The organism is Candidatus Magnetaquiglobus chichijimensis, from assembly GCF_045865675.1.
GTDB classification, from domain to species: Bacteria; Pseudomonadota; Magnetococcia; order Magnetococcales; family Magnetaquicoccaceae; genus Magnetaquiglobus; species Magnetaquiglobus chichijimensis.
Genome location: NZ_BAAFGK010000005.1, coordinates 145132 through 163823, shown reverse-complemented (window position 1 = coordinate 163823; position 18692 = coordinate 145132). Strand labels below are relative to the sequence as shown.

Genomic DNA, 18692 nt, shown 5'->3' with positions numbered 1-18692 from the left:
TGGGATTCAAGGGCAAAGCCCTTGGAACCCTGCTTTTGCCTTTTGTTTTTGCCTTTCGCGCGCTCTTCACGATAATCGTGGGGGTCCTGAATGGTGACCTCCAGACAGCCAATCCATTGTCACCTCCAACCCTCTGCTTCCCAATCCCCCATGCCCGAACTCCCCGAAATCGAAACCATCCGCGCCGGTCTCACCCCTCACCTGCTGGGCCGAACCATCCAAAACCTATCCATCCATACCCCTAAACTCCGCTGGCCCATCCCCATCGATACCCTGCGCCAAAACCTCGTCGGCCAAACCATCCATACCTTGCACCGTCGCGGAAAATACCTGCTCTGGTCCATGGATGCCGGCCACCAGCTGATCCACCTGGGCATGTCGGGACAACTGCTCATCCAGAACCCTGCCACCCCTGCCACACGCCACGATCACGTCATTTGGACGTTTGACGACGGAACCCGCCTGCTCCTGCGCGATCCGCGTCGCTTCGGCGCCCTGCTCTGGATCGAGGGCGATTGGCGCCACCACCCCCTGCTCGCCAAACTCGGACCCGAACCCCTGGAGCCGACCTTTCATGCCGATCACCTGGCCGCCTGGTGCCGAGGACGCCGCGTGGCGATTAAATCTTTGATCATGCAAGGTGCCGTGGTGGTCGGGGTGGGCAACATCTACGCCAACGAAGCCCTTTTTCTGGCCGGCGTGCATCCGGCCCGACCCGCCGGATCCCTCAAGCCCGACGAATGCATCCGTTTGACCCGTACCATCAAGCAGGTCCTGGAAGCCGCCATTCGTCAAGGCGGAACCACCTTGCGGGATTATCGGCAGAGCGATGGAAAACCTGGATATTTTTCAATAGAACTGAACGTATATGGTCGAACCGGCGAAACCTGCCCCATCTGCGCCACTCCGATCCGGTCACAACGCCTGGGCCAGAGATCCGCCTTTTTCTGTCCACGTTGCCAACCCGAATCCTCCCAGTCGTAACGACCCATCTTGTTCATACAGCATGGCCCGGTCTGCTTTCGACCCAAATCCGGCAGATGCGAAGCCCCCGTGGCAACCTGTTGATCCATCTGGCAGATTTGGAACAAAGCCTCATGACCGGTCAACCAGTAAGTACACCACCCAATCTTCCGTCCCAACCCGACAAACACCCACACACAAAAAGGCGTGGGACTCTCATCCCACGCCTGACCAGAGACCCTGAAGTCCCGGACCGCTAACTTGCATGATGGGGGGGGGAGAACCCCCGCACCCCCCGTACCGTGGACCTCCCTTCGGGAGTTCCGCGGTAACTTGCATGATGGGGGGAGAACCCCCGCACCCCCCGTACCGTGGACCTCCCTTCGGGAGTTCCACGGTCAAGCTCAGTGCTTGACCGGCTTGGCCGTGTACTGCTGCTTGCCATACTTCTGCATGAACCGCTCGACACGACCCGCGGTGTCCACCAGCTTGTGCTTGCCGGTGTAGAAGGGATGACACTCCGAGCAGACGCCCAAAGTCAAATCCGAACCGGTGGAACGGGTCTTGAAAACATGACCGCAACCAATGCAGGTGTAGGTGACGTCTTTGTACTGGGGATGGATATCGTTTTTCATGGCTGTCCCTTCCTTGACCATCAATTGTTCATGCTGGCGAAAAATTCCGCATTATTCTTGGTTGCCTTGATTTTGTCCAGGAGAAATGACATCGAATCCTGCGGACCCATGGGCAACAGGATGCGACGCAACACCCAGAGCTTGCTCAGATCGTCCTTGTCGATCAAAAGCTCCTCCTTGCGGGTGCCGGAACGGGCAATGTCGATGGCCGGGAAGATGCGCCGCTCCACGAGCTTGCGATCCAAACTCACCTCCATGTTGCCTGTGCCCTTGAACTCCTCGAAAATCACCTCGTCCATGCGCGAACCGGTCTCCACGAGCGCGGTGGCGATGATGGTGAGCGATCCGCCCTCCTCGATGTTGCGCGCCGCACCGAAGAACCGCTTGGGACGCTGCAAGGCGTTGGCGTCGATACCACCGGAAAGCACCTTGCCGGAAGAGGGGGCAACCGTGTTGTAGGCACGCGCCAGACGGGTGATGGAGTCGAGCAGAATCACCACGTCCCGCTTGTGTTCGACCAAACGCTTGGCCTTTTCGATCACCATCTCCGCCACCTGAACATGCCGGGTGGCCGGCTCGTCGAAGGTGGACGAAACCACCTCACCCTTGACCGACCGTTTCATGTCGGTCACCTCCTCGGGCCGCTCGTCGATGAGCAGAACCTGAAGGATCACCTCGGGATGGTTTTCGGCGATGGCGTGGGCAATGCTCTGCATGAGCATGGTCTTGCCGGTGCGCGGCTGGGCGACGATCAGACCACGCTGCCCCTTGCCGATCGGACACAACAGATCGATCACCCGCGTGCCGGCATCCTTGATGGACGAATGGTCGGGCAACTCCATCACCAGCCGCTGATCCGGATAGAGCGGGGTGAGGTTGTCGAAGTTGATCTTGTTGCGCGCCTTGATGGGATCCTCGTAGTTGATCTTTTCCACCCGCAACAGAGCGAAATAACGTTCGCTCTCCTTGGGGGAGCGGATCTGACCCTCCACGACATCCCCGGTGCGCAACCCGAAACGACGGATCTGCGACGGCGACACGTAGATGTCATCCGGACCGGGGAGATAGTTGGTGTCCGGAGCACGGAGGAATCCGAAGCCGTCCTGGAGGACTTCAAGCACCCCTTCGGCATAGATCTGTGCGTTGTTGTTGGCGCTCTCGGCCTTGAGGATCGCGTAGATCAACTCCTGCTTGCGCATCCCCATCAGACCTTCCACATTGAGCGCGGAGGCCATTTCCGACAGGGTGGTGACCGGAAGGGCCTTCAAATCGCTCAAATGGGTGATGGGATGGCGATCGGTTCTCGAGGGAGGCGTGTCCGGACGAGGAGCGGGTGGTGGTCCGAGATCGTCATCGCCGGAGAACGGGGGTTGCGCCAGATCCGGAGAGTCGGCGGTGGGATCGGTTTGCGGGTGTATACGTTTTTTTGGCATGCGGTGACAGCGATCTTAAGCAAGGATTGGAAATTTGTAAGATGCGGGGAGATCCCCCTCACCCCCCTGGCCGTGGATTTTCATGAGAAATTTTCACGGTAACAACAACCATCCGGCGTGTCTGACAAAACTTGCAAGATGGGAAACCCCTCTTTCCGACCGAGAATTCCCTGGCGGGAGTTGTTCGGTCAAGCAGAGGCTCGACAAGACGGACCGCGCGCAAACGGCATGGATTGAGCTGTGGATCCTAAAGATTCAGACACGATCCTTCGTGCGAGGTCAACTAAGTCGGGAAAAGGTTTGATCGGGCTTCGAGTGGTCTTTGGAAAGTTTCGGGGCGATCCACGATCTGGGCACGATTGGCGCACGATTTGGGCACGATTGGCGCACGCTTGAGACGCGTCTGGGCGTCGGGACTATTGGTTTTTGGCGTGGCGCGCGGGATTTAGATATCTGTAGTCAGGATGAAATGCCAAAATTCTAGCCACGGAATTTGCAAAAGTCAAATACAAAATCACGAACCGTCGAATACCGTATGATTTTGTAACCGATAAGCGTTCCATTGACCCGGCCAGGCGGGGTTTTGTGAAGGAAATTGACCGGTCAGTCGTTTCCAAAGGTTCAGAATTTGTGACAAAAGAGTCTCCGCATCGCATCGGTTGTCGAGGATCCAGTCGGCATGTTGCTGTTTGATCGTCTCGGGGAGTTGCTGGGCGATGATGTTTTGGCGTGTGGTGGTGGTGAGATTGGTGCGTTCGGCAAGTCGTTCGGTCTGACGGTCGCCGCAGATCACCACGGCAATCGAATCGCACAGGGATTCGGATCCGGTTTCGAAGAGCAGGGGGATCTCCAGGGCGACAATGCGGCATTGACCTGGCGCGGTTTGGGCGTCCCACCGTTCCAGGCTCGTGGCCATGGACGCGAAGACATGCGGATGGATGAGTCCTTCCAGCGCACGGCGTTGATCCGGATCGGAAAAGACCCGTTCGGCGAGCAGAGGGCGATTCAGGATCCGATCCGGGGTGAGCAGATCCGCGCCGAACCGTTCGGCCACCCGATCCAGGAGCGGGGAGCCGGGTGCGAGCGCCTGTCTGGCCAGTTGGTCGGCATCCAGGGTGAGGGCTCCCTGTTCGCCCAACAGGCGGGTGACGGTCGATTTGCCGCAGCCGATGGAGCCGGTGATGCCGAGCAGATAGAGCATGGTTCCTCGAGTCGCATCCCCAGCGCGGATCTTGGATCACATTTGACAAAGGCCGGACAGGCTCTCACGCATCGGGCTTGCTTCCGCCCAGACTCACCGGCACCAGGGTGTGAATTTTCAACAGCCGGTCCGCGGTACGCACGCCCCAGTATCCGAGGATGAGCGCGCCCGCCAGACTCATCCAGAGGGTCAACCGTTCGGGCATGGCCAGGATTGGAAAGAATCCGCGCGTCCAGGCCACGCCGGCCCAGAGCAGCAGCAGCCAGGAGGCGACCCGATCCCCCATCACCGCACCCGCCGAGAAAAATCCCGCCACGCGCACGGTCACGCCGATGATCAGCGTGGTCAGGCAGCCCACCCCCAACAGATGGACCGCCACATCCGGCGATCCCTCCCCGGTCACCAGCCAGGCCGCCGCCAGCAGGGCATGCAGAAAGCCGAGCGTCAGGGTGACGTTGATCGAGGCTCCTCCCATGCGCCACGCGGCCACAAAGAACTGGGTGCCGTGCAGAAGAAAAAACAGGGTGACCAGCCAGGCCGCGCCGGCCAAGGGCCAGATTTCCAGAGGTGTCAGACCTGCGAGCGCCGAGAAGAGCCAGGCCAGGGCCAGGGTGATGGCGAACAGGCGCGCGGGTCGGTTCTGGAGCAGACGACCGCCGAGCACGTTCTGGATCAACTGCTGTCCCGCCACCAGGGCCATGGTGACCGGTCCGCACCAGAGCAGGAACAGCGCCTCGCCCGGATCATCCAGGGAGAGCCAGGGTGCCGCGGCCATCAGGGTCATGCCGGCGGCCAGGGGATAGCCCCGTTGGATCCGGAAACCGGGGTTGCCTTGTCGGGTCACCTGAAACAAAAAATAACCCGCCCCGCCATAGGCCACGCTGACCAATACCGCTCCGGTCATCGCGAGCCACTCCAGGCTGAACAGCGAGAAGAACAGACCGGTCCAGAGCAGAAAGGTGAGTTTCAACAGGCTGGAGGAGGGGGGTGGCTTGCCGCCGGTGACATGCGGTCCGGATTGCAGGGCAAACCCCAGAAGAAACGAACCCAGGAATCCCTCGATCTGCACCCGGGCGTGCCAGAGTCGGATCAGGAAAAAATCCCCCTGGACCGGGAGTTGATCGTGTTGCCACATCCACAGAAAAAACCCGAACAGGAATCCCACGCCGGCAAACAACAGACCGCCCAGCCAGAAACGATGCAGCACCGGTTGGCGGGTGAAGGTCATGGGTGCGAAGGATTGATCTGCGGGCGCGAGGATCTGAATCAGACGTTTCATGGGATTTTTTGACCATGTGGATGGTGATTGAGTTGGATCGGCGCCATGCCACTGGATTTTCGAGTGGGGCGCGGAAACGGTCAAGCCTTGATGGCGATTATTTTCAGGTGAAAAATTTTTTTACAAACGGTCAAATTTTTTTACATTCAATCAATTGTTTGTTTTTGTTTGATTTTTTCATGATATTGCCTGTTTTTTCAAAATCTTATGTAACAATTTTTGTCGCTTGTATAGGGCATTCAAAAAATTATTTCTTAAATTTCAATCCATTGACTCCATAGCCATCCTGGCATGCAATCTGCTTGAATGTTAATGAGTATTCATACAATGTTTTACCATGGAACTCCCGAAGGGAGGTCCATGGTACGGGGGGTGAGGGGGTTCTCCCCCCATGCTGCAAGTTTCCATGGAACTCCCGAAGGGAGGTCCATGGTACGGGGGGTGAGGGGGTTCTCCCCCCATGCTGCAAGTTTCCATGGAACTCCCGAAGGGAGGTCCATGGTACGGGGGGTGAGGGGGTTCTCCCTCCATTCTGCAAGTTCCATTGCGTCTTCACAGGAGGGGGTCATGAAGAACTGCTGGGAAAAGAATCAGTGTGGACGAGAACCCGGAGGGAGCAAGGAGGCCAAGCTCGGCACCTGTCCGGTGGCCACCTTCGAAATGGCGGATGGATTCCTGGGCGGCAAGAACGGGGGTCGGGCCTGTATTTTCATTGTCGGTTCGCTGGCTCCGGCGGAGCGGCTCAACACCTGCGCCTCCCTGGTCAAGCAGTCCAAGCGCGACTGCCATCAATGCGCCTTTTTTGTCGAGCTGAAGAAAAAATACAAGAAGGCCTTTAATCTTGAGGTGTTCAACCGTTACATCGAAAACTCCGCCACCATGACGTTGGCGTGATCGTTCAATCCCTTCCACGCTTTTGGCGTCGGTCGCGCCAGACGGCGACGCTCCACAGCATCGCGCCCAAAAGGATCAACAGCAGCGCGAACCACTGATTCGACGTCAATCCTGCGGCCAATCTCTCTCCCTTCAGATCCCCGCGCCAGAACGAAACCATGAAATAGACCCCGAACAGGGCCACGGTTCCCAGACCGGTGAGGGCTCCCGGCATTTCTTTGCTGCGCGGCTGGATGGTCAGCAGCCAGCGGCTGGAGGCCAACGCCGCCAATCCCATGTAGAGCTGTGTCGGGTGGACCGGAATTCCGGCGGGCGGACCGATGCCAAAGGTTTCGCCGAAGGTCACGCCCCACGGCAGGGTGGTGGGGGTGCCATGGCAGCAGCCGGCGGAAAAGCAGCCAAAGGTGCGTTGCAGGCCGTAGCCGAGCACGAAATAGGGGATGAGAAAATCCATGACCCGCCAGAAGGGTAATTTTTTCCAGTGGCAGTAGCCGGCCAGCAGGAGAAAAAAGGCTGTGGTGACTGCCACGGTGCTCAGGCTTTCGAGTCTGGCGGGATTCAGATGGGCGCGCAGGTTGGCCAGGGAGTACTCCCCGGAGAGGAGCAGGAGGATCAATCCGCCGCCGAACCAGATGGAAAAGACCACCAGAAAGCTGATGTCGCCGAGATGGGACGGTTCCAGAAGGGTTTCGTCCCGATGTGCGCGCGCCAGAAAATAGATGAAAAAGAGCGCGGCCATCATCACGAAGCCGTAGGTATGGACGGTGATCTCTCCGAAGTGGGCCAGGATGGGATGCATGCGGGTTTTCTGGGGTCAGGTTGATGTATCGGGACGGAATTCGGCGATGCGGTGGATGATGACCGCGCTCAGACCCCAATCCATGGCCAGGGTGATGTCGATGCCGAGTGAGGTGAAATAAGGGTTGTAGTAGTGCCAGTAGCCGAGCTGCACGCAGGTGTACTCCCCGAGGGTGCCGAGCAGAGCGCCGATCACGAAGATCGACAGATCCGTTTCCGCGCGCCAGTATCCGGCCATGACGATCAGGAATCCGGCGTAGAGCAGATGGACCAGCGGCATTTTATCCATCAGGGTGAGGGTGAGAAAGGCATAAACCGATATCAGGATTGTGAGGATCCGGATATAGGGAACGCGGAAAGGGTTTCCGGCGGGCAGCATGGCCAGAAGCAGCCGGGTCAGGCGTCGATAGAGGGCGAACAGGTTGGCCCAGATGAGCGGGATCCAGATCGGCAGGCCGAGGATCAAGCCTGGCGCGTGGTAGGTCCACTCTCCCAGGTGGACGCTGACCGCTTCGGCGGGGGTGCCGAGCAGGGCCGCGGCCAGCATGGCGCGATGGTCGTTCGGATGGGGATGGTATTGAAGCTGGGCGATCAGAACCAGCGTCAGCACGATCGTGGTCAACGCGGGTTGATGCCAGCTCCAAACCACCGTCGCGAACAGCGTGGCTCCGGTGAGCGCGGCAAACAGGGCCTGGGGTGTCCAGTGGGTCATCCGGGGTTGCATGTCGATACCGTGTTATCCATGAAATCGGTCGCGATGGGTTGAATTATCTGCTATGGTAATGGTTTTTCGTTGGAAAGGCCACCGAACGTTACCTTGGAGGAGCATCATGACGCATGTGATCGATGGCAAGCGCATCGCCGCCGATATTCGGGAGACCCTGCGCCAGGAGGTGACCTTGTTGCGAGAGCGGCACGGCATCGTTCCGGGATTGGCTGTGGTGATCGTGGGGGATGATCCGGCCTCCAAGGTTTATGTACGCATGAAGCGTCAGGCCTGCGAGACTGCCGGCATCGCCTCGTTCCATCACGAACTGCCTGGCGACACCTCTCAGGAAGTTTTGCTTGCGTTGATTGCGCGGCTCAATGCCGACCCGGCGGTGCATGGGATTCTCACCCAGCTTCCTCTTCCGGGTCACATCTCCGAGCGGGCCATTCTGGAGGCCATCTCTCCGTTCAAGGATGTGGACGGGTTTCATCCTTACAACGTTGGCATGTTGGCCATTGGCGAGCCGTTGTTTCCGCCCTGCACCCCATTCGGGGTGATGGAGTTGTTGCGGGTCGAGGGGATCGATCCCAAGTCCAGGCATGTGGTGGTGGTGGGGCGTTCCAACATTGTTGGCAAGCCGATGGCGTTGTTGATGCTGGCTGCCCATGCCACGGTCACCATCTGTCATTCGCGCAGTGCCGATCTGCCGGCGTTGGTGGGTTCGGCGGACATTCTGGTGGCTGCGGTGGGCAGGCCGCGCATGATTCCCGGTGATTGGATTCGCGAGGGGGCGGTGGTGATCGATGTCGGCACCAATCGTCTGCCGGATGGTTCGTTGTGTGGGGATGTGGATTTTGAGTCCGCGCGGCTCAAGGCGTCGCACATTACCCCGTCGCCGGGTGGCGTGGGGCCGATGACCATTGCGATGTTGTTGAAGAATACCGTCAAGAGTGCCAGGCGGGCGCATGGATTGGATTGAGGTGGGGTGGGAGAGGGGGGCGACCGTTGCGGGGGACCGGGGGCCGAAGGTCCCCGGCGGAGGTTCGGAGGCAGCGACTCCGAGGTTTGGCCGTTGATTTTTTCCTTGCCTTTGACGCGCTCTTCAAAAAAGCGTTTTTTCGCGCCTGAAAAGCGCGCGAACGTCAAAAGTTAAAGTCCCAAGGGCTTCGCCCCTGGACCCCGCCAGGGCTTCGCCCCTGGACCCCGCCAAGGGCTTCGCCCCTGGACCTCGCCAGTTTTCCCGCCATTCACAAAGATTGACACCTTGTAATCGCCTCTCCTCATCCCTATCTCATCACTCGAAGAGAGCATCCCTCCGCATGCCCCACCCCTTTCGAGGAACGTTAGATCCATGCAACAGGAACGTTTGACCACCAAATCCCAGGAGGCCCTGCAACAGGCCATCGGCCTGACCGCAAGCCGACGTCAGCAACGCCTGGAACCGGAACACCTGCTGCTCGCACTCCTGGAGCAACAGGATGGCATGATCCGTCCGATCCTCGACAAGATGGGGGTGGCCACGCCACGCCTGGAAGAGGAGCTGTCCCGCCTGGTGGAACGAATTCCCAGGGTGGAAGGAACAGGCGCGGACCAGATCCACTTCTCCCGTCGCATGCAGGCCCTGTGGGCCGATGCCGATGGCCTGGCCCGAGAGATGCGCGATGCCTATGTCTCCACCGAACACTTCCTGATGGCCATGACCCGCGAGAAGGAGGGGGAGCTTGCCGGACTGCTCAAACGACTCGGAATCACCCTGGAAACGGTGCGCCGCACCCTGGCCGAGATCAACGGCAACCGCCGGGTCACCTCCGCGGATCCGGAGAGCGGATTCCAGGCCCTGGAAAAATATGGCCGCGATCTGACCGAACTGGCGCGCGGTGGGGAGCTGGATCCGGTGATCGGACGGGATGACGAAATCCGCCGGGCGATCCAGGTGCTGTCGCGCCGCACCAAGAACAATCCGGTGCTGATCGGCGAGGCCGGAGTGGGCAAGACTGCGATCGTCGAGGGTCTGGCGTTGCGGGTGGTGCGTGGTGATGTGCCGGAGTCCTTGAAGAATGTCCGTTTCGTGGCGCTCGACATGGGCGCGCTGATCGCCGGGGCCAAGTATCGCGGCGAGTTCGAGGAACGGCTCAAGGCGGTGTTGAACGAGGTGCGCGATGCCAACGGACGGGTGGTGCTGTTCATCGACGAGATGCATACCCTGGTGGGCGCGGGGCGCACCGACGGGGCGATGGATGCCTCGAATCTGCTCAAGCCGGCCCTGGCGCGCGGGGACCTGCATTGCGTGGGGGCCACCACCCTCGATGAGTATCGCAAACATGTGGAGAAGGATCCAGCCCTGGCACGCCGGTTCCAACCGGTGTTGATCGGCGAACCGGGGGTGGAGGATGCGATTTCGATTCTGCGCGGCATCAAGGAGCGCTACGAACTGCATCACGGCGTGCGCATCGCCGATGGGGCCATCGTGGCGGCGGTCACCCTGTCGGATCGCTACATCACGGATCGATTTCTGCCGGACAAGGCCATCGACCTGATCGACGAGGCGGCGGCACGCATCCGCATGGAGATCACCTCCAAACCCCAGGCGATCGATGAACTGGATCGGCGCATCCTGCAACTGGAGATCGAACGAACCGCGCTCTCCAAGGAGAGCGATCCGGTGTCGCGTGAACGTCTGGCGCATCTGGAGCGGGATTTGGCCGACGAAAAGGAGCGTTCGGCGGTCTTGACCCTGCGCTGGAGCCAGGAAAAGGCCCACATCGACGCAGGACAGAAATTAAAGGAGAGTTTGGAAAAGGCCCGTCAGGAGTTGACCGAGGCCGAACAGCGCGGGGATCTGAGCCGCGCCGGGGAACTTAAATACGGCATCATCCCGGATCTGACGCGACGCCTGGACCAGGCCGCCACCGAACCGAGCGCGGATCGTCTGTTGCGCGAGGAGGTGGGCGAGGAGGAGGTGGCCGGGGTGGTGGCGCGCTGGACCGGCATTCCGGTGGCGCGCATGCTCGAGGGAGAACGGGACAAGCTGTTGTCGATGGAAAACCGTCTGGCCGAACGGGTGGTGGGTCAGGAGGAGGCTCTGTCCGCCGTGGCGCGGGCGGTGCGACGCGGACGGGCCGGGTTGGGCGATCCCAATCGTCCCATGGGATCGTTCCTGTTCCTGGGTCCGACCGGCGTGGGCAAGACCGAGTTGACCAAGACCCTGGCCGATTTCCTGTTTGACGACGACCGCGCCATGACCCGGCTGGACATGTCCGAGTACATGGAAAAACATTCGGTGTCCCGTCTGATCGGCGCGCCGCCCGGCTATGTGGGGTTTGACGAAGGGGGACAGTTGACCGAGGCGGTGCGGCGTCGTCCTTATGGGGTGGTGCTGTTCGACGAGATCGAAAAGGCCCATCCGGATGTGTTCAACGTGTTGTTGCAGATCCTCGACGATGGCCGTTTGACCGATTCCCAGGGACGGGTGGTCAATTTCAAGAACTCGGTGATCATCCTGACCTCCAACATCGGTTCGCACCATCTGATCGCGGCGGGGGATACGCTCTCGGACGCCACCCGCGCCCAGGTGATGGGCGAATTGCAACGGGCCTTCAAGCCGGAGTTCCTGAACCGGCTCGACGAGATCATTTTTTTTCAGCGATTACGCGCTGAACAAATGGAGAGCATTGTCGAAATTCAGTTCAAACGGATCCAGAATGCCCTGGCGCGGCAGCGGATCACCCTGGAGATCACCCCGGCGCTGCGTCGGCAATTGGCCGAGGAGGGGTATGATCCTCACTACGGTGCCCGTCCGTTGAAACGACTCATGCAGCGGCGCTTGCAGGATCCCCTGGCCGAGGCGTTGCTGGCGGGCCGCTGTCGGCCTGGCGGACGGGTGGTGGCGGATTGGGATGGCGGGGAGGTGCGTTGGTTGGAATAGATGACGATGCGGTAAACGGTAACATTCACGGAGAATGCCGCAATCCCGATTGTCTCCTGGAGTCGCGCCGGGCACTCTGATATGATGGCCGGTGCCTTTGGGGGAAGGGCAAGGATTGACTTCAATCGGGAGAATTTTCAATGGTCGTGCAGGGCAGAGGTGGATTGGCGTTGCTGTTGGGAGTCCTGTTGCTCTCCGCGGCGACGGTTTGGGCTTCGGATACCCCGGCGGAGAGCGAACGACCTCCCTTGAAGCACATCCCCTCGGTCAACTGCGGCGAGTGCCACCAGGAGATTTTCCAACAGTGGCAGGGCTCCATGCATGCCAAAAGCACCGCCTTGACCGATCCCATTCATGGCGCGGTCTATCGCAACGAAGCCGGCGATCCCTCCCAGGAGGGGGTCACCCACAAGGTCACCAAATCCTTTCCCGCCTGCTTGCAGTGCCACGCTCCCATCGCCGCCCGCGACAAGACCACCAAGCTCGACGCCAAACCCATGTATGCCGAGGGTGTCAACTGCGTCGCCTGCCACACCATGACCTCGTTCAAGGGGGTCGAGGCCGAGGATGGCAAATTGAACTTCGGCGCTTCGGCCTATGAGTACTCCAAGGACAGCCTCCAGGGGCCGGAAGGGGCCTGGCGGGGCAAGGAACCGGTCGTGGTTCCCGGCGGCGACAAGGAGCCCAAGGTCAACAGTTTCCCGCATCGCGCCAATCCGCAGCTCTTCAAGAGTTCCGACATCTGCCTGGGCTGCCATCAGACCATGGTCAATCCCCAGAAGGTGGCGGTCTGCACCATTGGCGATCTGCTGCTCGGCAAGGATGTGCGCGAAACCAAGGTCAAGGGCAAGATGGTCAAGGAGAGTCGTGATGTCGTGGTGCCCACCTGTCAATCGTGTCACATGCCGGTGATCAATGGTGTCGCCAGCCACGAGATCCTTGGCGGTCACGATCCGGACAAGGTGCAGAAGTCCCTGGCGCTCTCCATGTACACCTCGGACGAGGAGAGCAGGCTCAAGGCGACCATCATCCTCAAGAACACCCTGTTGCACACCATGCCCAACAGTGCGCCGTTCCGCAATCTGGTGCTCAAGGTGCAGGCGTTGAACGACAAGGGTGAGGTGATCTGGAGCAACTTCAAGGAGGATCCGGGCAAGGAGGATCCCCAGGCGTTGTTCATGTTGAAACTGCTCAACAACGAGAACCAGCCGGTCATGCCGCCCCAGGCCACCAAGCTGGGTCCGGATTCCCGTTTGAAACCGGGCGAAAAGCGGGTGTTGAATTATCCGATTCCGGTTTCCGGGGTCAAGGTGGTGCGTGCCGAGTTGTATTTCAATCTGATCTCCAAGCCGATGATGGAGAAGATTGGCGATCAGTTGCCCGAGGAGTTGAAAAAGCCGGCCCTGGTCGGCAAAGCGGAAGTGACCTTGTAACGTGCATGCTGGGGGAGCCCCCCGACCGTGGATCTCCCTGACGGGAGTTCCACGGTCAATTCAAAAACAGAACCTCGGAGGCTCTGCCTCCGCACTTAAGCCGGGGACCTTGCGGTCCCCTGTCCTTTGCAACGGTTACCAACCTGTACTCACCCTCTCAGCGACGCCACGCCCATCCGCTCCTTCAATCCCCCACGCACTGCCGCCACCGGCATCATCCGTCCGGTCCAGATCTCGAAGGCCCTGGCGCCCTGATGGATCAACATTCCCAAACCATTTTCAACGTTCAGTCCCCGTCCGCGCGCCGCATCCAGCAACGGCGTGACCGCCGGGGCATAGACGATATCGTACACCACGGCATCCTCAGCCAGATCACTCAGATCCGGAACCGGCGCGCCATCATCCCCCATCCCCAGACTGGTGGTGTTGATCACCAGACGACAGGCCGGAAGACGGTTCGACCAGGACAACGGCGTGACCAACTGGTCGGGAAAATGCCCGGCGAACCGCTTTGCGAGCGTTTCGGCCCGGTTCAGGGTGCGATTCATCAAGGTGATCCGGTTCGCCCCTTCCTGTAACAATCCGGCCAACACCCCGCGCGCCGCACCCCCGGCCCCGAGCACCAGAATGTCGAGATCATGCAAAGGTTCAGAAAAGATCTCGCGCAGATCGGTGACAAAGCCGTAGGCATCGGTGTTGTACCCGGTCATCCGGCCCGAGGGATCGATCCGCACGGTATTCACCGCGCCGATCATGCGGGCAAAAGGATCGAGTTCATCCATCAGGGGAATCAGGTTCTCCTTGTGGGGGATGGTGGCGTTGAACCCTTCGATTCCCAACGCCGCCATGCCACGCACCGCTTCGGCGAGTCGCTCCGCGCGTACGTGAAACGGCAGATAACGACAGGTTGGCATGTTCAGTTCGGCATAGGCGAGCTGATGCATGAAGGGGGAGAGGGAGTGGTGGATCGGATCTCCGATCACGCCGTAAATGTGGGTTTTTTCCATGGCGTTCCTGGCAACGATTCGTATCAGGCGATTCCAAACAGAGGGGCCAGCATCGCCCGATGGGTTCGGATCCACCCATGAATCTCCTGCAAGGTCTGCTCCACCCCGCGTTTCGGCATCCAGCCCGTGGCATGGGTGATTCGGGTATGATCGGTGATGTAATAGGGGATGTCGTAATCCCGGGTCACCGGATCTGCGCGCAGGGGCACCACGTTTCCGGTGATGCGTTGGCACCAGTCGGTCAATTCGCTCAAGCTCACCGAGACCTCCCGACCACCGCCCACGTTGACCACCATTCCGGAGTACCGATCCAGATCCGCCATCTGCACCCGCAGCAGATCATACAGATCATCGACATGCAACAGATCCCGCACCTGTTTGCCCGTGCCGCCGAAGCCGATGTATCCCAGGGGCAGATTGAAAAAATGGTGTGCCATCCACAGCACGATCACCCCCTGATCCACCTTGCCCATCTGCCATGGACCGGTCAGGATGCCGCAGCGGTTGATCACGGTTTTCAAGCCGTACATGGCGCGGTACTCCTCGATCAGGAGTTCCGAGGCCAGTTTCGTGGTGCCGTAGATCGAGCGGCTGCCGGTCAGAGGGAAGGTTTCGTCAATGCCGACTTGTGACCAGCCGATGCCGCTGGCGTTTTTGGTCACCTCCAGGCGTGTGTTTTCTTCCATCATGGGGATCTGGCGCAGGGATGCGATCGGATAGACCCGGCTGGTGGAGAGGAAGATCAGGGCGCTGTTGTGTTTGCGGGCGTATTCCAGGCAGTTGATGGTTCCGGAGAGGTTGGTATGGATCACGTAGGCTGGGGAGCTGTTGTAACCGGCCTGAACGCTTGGTTCCGCCGAGCATTCGAGGATCAGGTCCGCAGGTTCGAGGTTGTCGAGATCTTCCGGGCAGCGGATATCGCCGTGATGGAATGTCACCCCGCCGTGTCGCAGTCGTTCCAGGGAGAGTTCCGAGCCGCGTCGTTTGAGGTTGTCGAGGGCGATCACCTCGGTATCGGGCAGGTCGCGTTTGCAGGCCAAGGCCAGGTTGGAGCCGACGAAGCCAGCGCCGCCGGTTATCAGGATGCGGTGGAAGGTCATGGTGGGGTGAATTCCTCGTGATGCCTCATGCTGATGGGGTCCAGGGGCCAATGGCCCCTGGTGGGATCCAAGGGCAAAGCCCTTGGGACGTGGCCTTTGACCTTGATCTTTTGACTTTGATCTTTTGACTTTGATCCTTTGACTTTGATCCTTTGACTTTGCTTTAAAGGCGCGTCTTTAAAAGAAAAAAATTTCACGCCTTTTGTGAAATTTTTTACGCGCCAGCCTTGGAAGAGGGGGCGTTTTGCGGTTTTGGCAAAACGCCCCCTCTTCGCCTTGCCTCAAACAGGCCGCCGGAGGCGGCTCAGTTGCCGCGAGCATTCGCGCCTGCCCGAGCATTCGCGCCTGCCGCGAGCAATTCGCCCTGAATCGTTGCCCAAAAACGGCAACGATTCAGGGCACATGAGACCGCGCGCTTGCGCCTTTTTTCGCAAAAGAGCGAAAAAAGGCTTATCGTGAAAAGCGCGCGAAAGACAAAGGACGAAAAATACAAAGTCAAAAACAAAACCTCGGAGGCTTTGCCTCCGAACCTCCACCGGGGACCTTCGGCCCCCGGTCCCCCGTAACAGTTTTTCGGGGACCTTTGGTCCCCGGCCCCAGCCTACCTCACCAGATGCTCGAACTTCAATTGCCCATCCGTGGCGCGCACATAATGCTCGTCCAACCGGGCCGACGGATAAGCATGCAAAAATTTCTGCCGACTCAACGTATGCAACGGCGCTCCCTCGATCTCCGCACACCCCGACTTCTGAATCGAATCCAAAGGCAAGGTGAGAATGTACGCCTCGGTACGCCGTACCTGCTCCGGAGTCTCGCCCGGTAACCCAAAGGTGAAAGTGCCATGCAACGTCATGCCTACCCGCCGGATCTCATGGGCCACCCGCTGCGCATCCTCCAGATTCAATCGCTTGTTGACAATCTTGTCCACAACCTCCTGGTCGCCACTCTCGAACCCAATCTTGACACCAAAACAACCGCTATCCTTCATCTCCTGCCATAGATGAAAACCAGATGTGTCGGAACGACACATCGCCGACCAGGGCACCTTGAGCTTGCGCATGATGGCACACACCTTCTCAACATGCCGGTCGCCGAGATTGAAGGTGTCATCGTCAAAATAAATGGACTTGAAATGGTATTTTTCTACCAACTCGGTCAGGAAGGCTTCCAGATAGTCGCCACTGTAATGACGCACGAAACGCTTGCCCGCACCGTCCGGATCGTTGCCGGTCATGGTGGCCGGCCAGACACAGAAAATGCACTTGAACGGACATCCGCGACTGCTTAACACCTGGGCGTGCGGAGCGCGCTGCCCCACCGGATTGCTGTCCCAGTACCGGTAGGCGTACAGATGGTCGAAATAAGGGAACGGCGCGCTGTTCATCTCCTCTGGGGTGAGCAGATCGAAATCGATCAGCCCCGTCTCACCCTGAACAGCCCGCACCACCCCCTTTTCATACTCGCCCCGAACCGCAGCCTGAATGTTGGGCGAGACGTTGAGCAACTCCTCGCCCAGGGAGGTGATCGGTCCGGTGACGATGAAACGAGTGTGCGGCAAACGCGCGACAATCCGGTGGATGAGATCCCGATCATGCTCCCAACTCGGCGAGGCCGACTCGATGACAATGACCTCGAAACGCTCCCGCTCCAGATAGTCGAAATAACGGTCATAAGACTCGCGCAGGGCGATGCTGTCGCGAAACACCACCGGTACCCCCAGGGCCCTGGCAGCGTAGGTGGTGGCGTAGCCCATGAAGAAAGGGTAGGGGAGATAAGAGCCGAATTCAAACCGATCGGGCGGAATCGAAAGTTGATAGGTGAATGGCCAACGGGATCCGGCCCGTACCCCGGCCCGCCAACCCAGGAGCATGGTCTCCTGATTCGAGGCCGTGGTGGTGATCTCCTGCCACCAGGGGGGATTGCTGAACAGGATCTTCATCGCAATTCATCCTACGCGCCCGGCATGCCAGGAGAGGATGGTGTCGAACAGACGCGGCGGACCGTTCAGGGCGTCCCACTGCTGCGAGGCGAGCCTGGCGCGCGCGGCCAGGGGATCGAAGTGCTGCAAGGCGGTGAGAATGGCCTGCAACACCACATCGGCATCGGCACGATCGGATGGGTCGTCGTAAACGATTCCAGGGCCACCAAACTGCTGCACCAGATTGGCCAGGGTGGTACGCGACGGGACTACCAGCGGAATGGCGTTGGCGATCGCCTCGCTGGCCACCGCAGAGTAGGTGGAGACGAAATGATCCCGATAATAGGGACAGACGATCAGATCGGACTGCTCAAGCATCTGCCCCCACAGCTCCGGTCCGGCAGTGCGCTCCTCAAGGATGAGACGATGATCGCCCAGAGCAATGGCACGCAACTGGTTCTGGAGATCCACGCAAAGATCCGGCGCGCCATTGTGAACCAGAACACGTACATCCGGAACCAGACTCAACAGCCGTCCGATCACCTCGGGGACCAGCCCGAACCCCTTTTCCAGACGTTGATGGCCGAGCAGAGAGACGGTGATGGGACGCGTTCCAACCCGATCGCGACAGGTGGTGAGGGTGCCGTTGGAGAGCGGCAACACATGCATGGGATGGTCGAAAAGCTTTTCATAGATCGCCGAGGCCTGGGAATCGAAGGTGGCCAGCCGCAGCCAGCCGTGATCCGCCGGGGTGAGGAGCTTTTTGGCCACGAAACGAAGCAGCAAGGGACGGGGATCGTTTTGATAACGTACCGCCAGTTCGATGCTGCCGTTTTCACCCTCTTGCGGAACCAGTCCGGCGAAATGGCCGAATTCGATGATCATCGTGGGACGCTGATCCATGGGCAAGGATTGGATCCAGCTCACCGCGGCATGAAACTGGGCCGGTCCGGCGGAGTTCACAAACACGATGTCATCATGACTCACCCCGTGCAGGCCGGTGAAATCTTCCTGGGTGACACGGGCCACGAAATCGAAATTGCTCAACCAGCCGCACAACGGATCGGTGTCGTAGATACCGTAAGGATTGCATCGGAACCAGGGTGTGGCCAGAAGCTCGTCGCGCAGCTCGGGTTCGATGTGGTTGTAGGCCAGAATGGCCGAGGGGATGCCACGTCGTTTGGCTTCGTGGACGATATGGCGGCACGAATTGGCGTGGTGTCCAAGATTGTTGGTCAGTCCGGCGTCGGCATAGAGAAAGTTCATGGAACGATCGTATCCTGGCTGATTGGGTTTTGGATGCTCCATTTTTTCGCAGTGAAAAGGAGGTTTGGCGATTTTCGCATGCTTTCTTTAAATGCAAAAGGGGAAACGCTGAAATGCGTTAATCAGACAAT

The 18692-nt window shown here is 59.5% G+C and carries 15 protein-coding genes; 5 read left to right on the top strand and 10 right to left on the bottom strand.

The annotated features are described in order from the left end of the window. Positions 1 to 150: 150 nt before the first annotated feature. The gene (mutM, locus tag ACOY6C_RS14640; RefSeq protein ID WP_420906260.1) at positions 151 to 984 is read left to right on the top strand and encodes a bifunctional DNA-formamidopyrimidine glycosylase/DNA-(apurinic or apyrimidinic site) lyase; all 834 of its coding nucleotides are present in this window, start codon (positions 151 to 153) and stop codon (positions 982 to 984) included. Between the two features lie 383 nt (positions 985 to 1367). Here mutM and rpmE read toward each other — a convergent pair whose 3' ends face one another. From rpmE to ACOY6C_RS14620, 4 genes are all read right to left on the bottom strand, one after another. Continuing rightward, positions 1368 to 1598, bottom strand: coding sequence for a 50S ribosomal protein L31 (gene rpmE, locus ACOY6C_RS14635; RefSeq protein ID WP_420906259.1), 231 nt, complete (start codon positions 1596 to 1598; stop codon positions 1368 to 1370). Between the two features lie 20 nt (positions 1599 to 1618). Then, entirely contained in the window at positions 1619 to 3031 is a 1413-nt protein-coding gene (gene rho, locus ACOY6C_RS14630; RefSeq protein WP_420906258.1) for a transcription termination factor Rho, read from the bottom strand. A gap of 514 nt (positions 3032 to 3545) precedes the next feature. Further along, positions 3546 to 4232 (bottom strand): dephospho-CoA kinase, encoded by a 687-nt coding sequence (gene coaE / locus ACOY6C_RS14625; RefSeq protein WP_420906257.1) that lies wholly within the window; start codon positions 4230 to 4232, stop codon positions 3546 to 3548. A 64-nt stretch (positions 4233 to 4296) separates the two neighbouring features. Then, positions 4297 to 5511: an NnrS family protein gene (locus tag ACOY6C_RS14620; protein ID WP_420906256.1), complete on the bottom strand. Its 1215-nt coding sequence runs from the start codon at positions 5509 to 5511 to the stop codon at positions 4297 to 4299. Positions 5512 to 6078: 567 nt separating this feature from the next. On the opposite strand from ACOY6C_RS14620, the gene ACOY6C_RS14615 reads away from it, so the two are divergent. After that, positions 6079 to 6405, top strand: coding sequence for a two-CW domain-containing protein (locus tag ACOY6C_RS14615; protein ID WP_420906255.1), 327 nt, complete (start codon positions 6079 to 6081; stop codon positions 6403 to 6405). A gap of 4 nt (positions 6406 to 6409) precedes the next feature. Here ACOY6C_RS14615 and ACOY6C_RS14610 read toward each other — a convergent pair whose 3' ends face one another. Both ACOY6C_RS14610 and ACOY6C_RS14605 read right to left on the bottom strand, forming a co-directional pair. Then, on the bottom strand, positions 6410 to 7204 hold the full coding sequence (locus ACOY6C_RS14610) for a prolipoprotein diacylglyceryl transferase (protein ID WP_420906254.1): 795 nt from the start codon (positions 7202 to 7204) through the stop codon (positions 6410 to 6412). Between the two features lie 15 nt (positions 7205 to 7219). Next, positions 7220 to 7927 (bottom strand): hypothetical protein, encoded by a 708-nt coding sequence (locus tag ACOY6C_RS14605; RefSeq protein ID WP_420906253.1) that lies wholly within the window; start codon positions 7925 to 7927, stop codon positions 7220 to 7222. Positions 7928 to 8033: 106 nt separating this feature from the next. On the opposite strand from ACOY6C_RS14605, the gene folD reads away from it, so the two are divergent. The 3 genes from folD to ACOY6C_RS14590 all read left to right on the top strand — a co-directional run bounded on the left by folD (position 8034) and on the right by ACOY6C_RS14590 (position 13270). Then, positions 8034 to 8891, top strand: coding sequence for a bifunctional methylenetetrahydrofolate dehydrogenase/methenyltetrahydrofolate cyclohydrolase FolD (folD, locus tag ACOY6C_RS14600; RefSeq protein ID WP_420906252.1), 858 nt, complete (start codon positions 8034 to 8036; stop codon positions 8889 to 8891). A gap of 372 nt (positions 8892 to 9263) precedes the next feature. Next, on the top strand, positions 9264 to 11837 hold the full coding sequence (clpB, locus tag ACOY6C_RS14595; protein ID WP_420906251.1) for an ATP-dependent chaperone ClpB: 2574 nt from the start codon (positions 9264 to 9266) through the stop codon (positions 11835 to 11837). Positions 11838 to 11977: 140 nt separating this feature from the next. After that, positions 11978 to 13270 carry a multiheme c-type cytochrome gene (locus tag ACOY6C_RS14590; protein ID WP_420906250.1) on the top strand — a complete coding sequence of 431 codons (1293 nt, stop codon included), beginning with the start codon at positions 11978 to 11980 and terminating at the stop codon, positions 13268 to 13270. A gap of 149 nt (positions 13271 to 13419) precedes the next feature. Here ACOY6C_RS14590 and aroE read toward each other — a convergent pair whose 3' ends face one another. The 4 genes from aroE to ACOY6C_RS14570 all read right to left on the bottom strand — a co-directional run bounded on the left by aroE (position 13420) and on the right by ACOY6C_RS14570 (position 18561). Continuing rightward, positions 13420 to 14277 carry a shikimate dehydrogenase gene (gene aroE, locus ACOY6C_RS14585; RefSeq protein WP_420906249.1) on the bottom strand — a complete coding sequence of 286 codons (858 nt, stop codon included), beginning with the start codon at positions 14275 to 14277 and terminating at the stop codon, positions 13420 to 13422. 23 nt (positions 14278 to 14300) lie between these two features. Beyond that, positions 14301 to 15377, bottom strand: coding sequence for an NAD-dependent epimerase/dehydratase family protein (locus tag ACOY6C_RS14580; RefSeq protein WP_420906248.1), 1077 nt, complete (start codon positions 15375 to 15377; stop codon positions 14301 to 14303). Between the two features lie 601 nt (positions 15378 to 15978). Then, positions 15979 to 17316 (bottom strand): B12-binding domain-containing radical SAM protein, encoded by a 1338-nt coding sequence (locus ACOY6C_RS14575; protein ID WP_420906247.1) that lies wholly within the window; start codon positions 17314 to 17316, stop codon positions 15979 to 15981. Positions 17317 to 17322: 6 nt separating this feature from the next. Then, positions 17323 to 18561, bottom strand: a complete 1239-nt coding sequence (locus ACOY6C_RS14570) for a glycosyltransferase family protein (protein ID WP_420906246.1) — start codon at positions 18559 to 18561, stop codon at positions 17323 to 17325. Positions 18562 to 18692 lie beyond the last annotated feature (131 nt).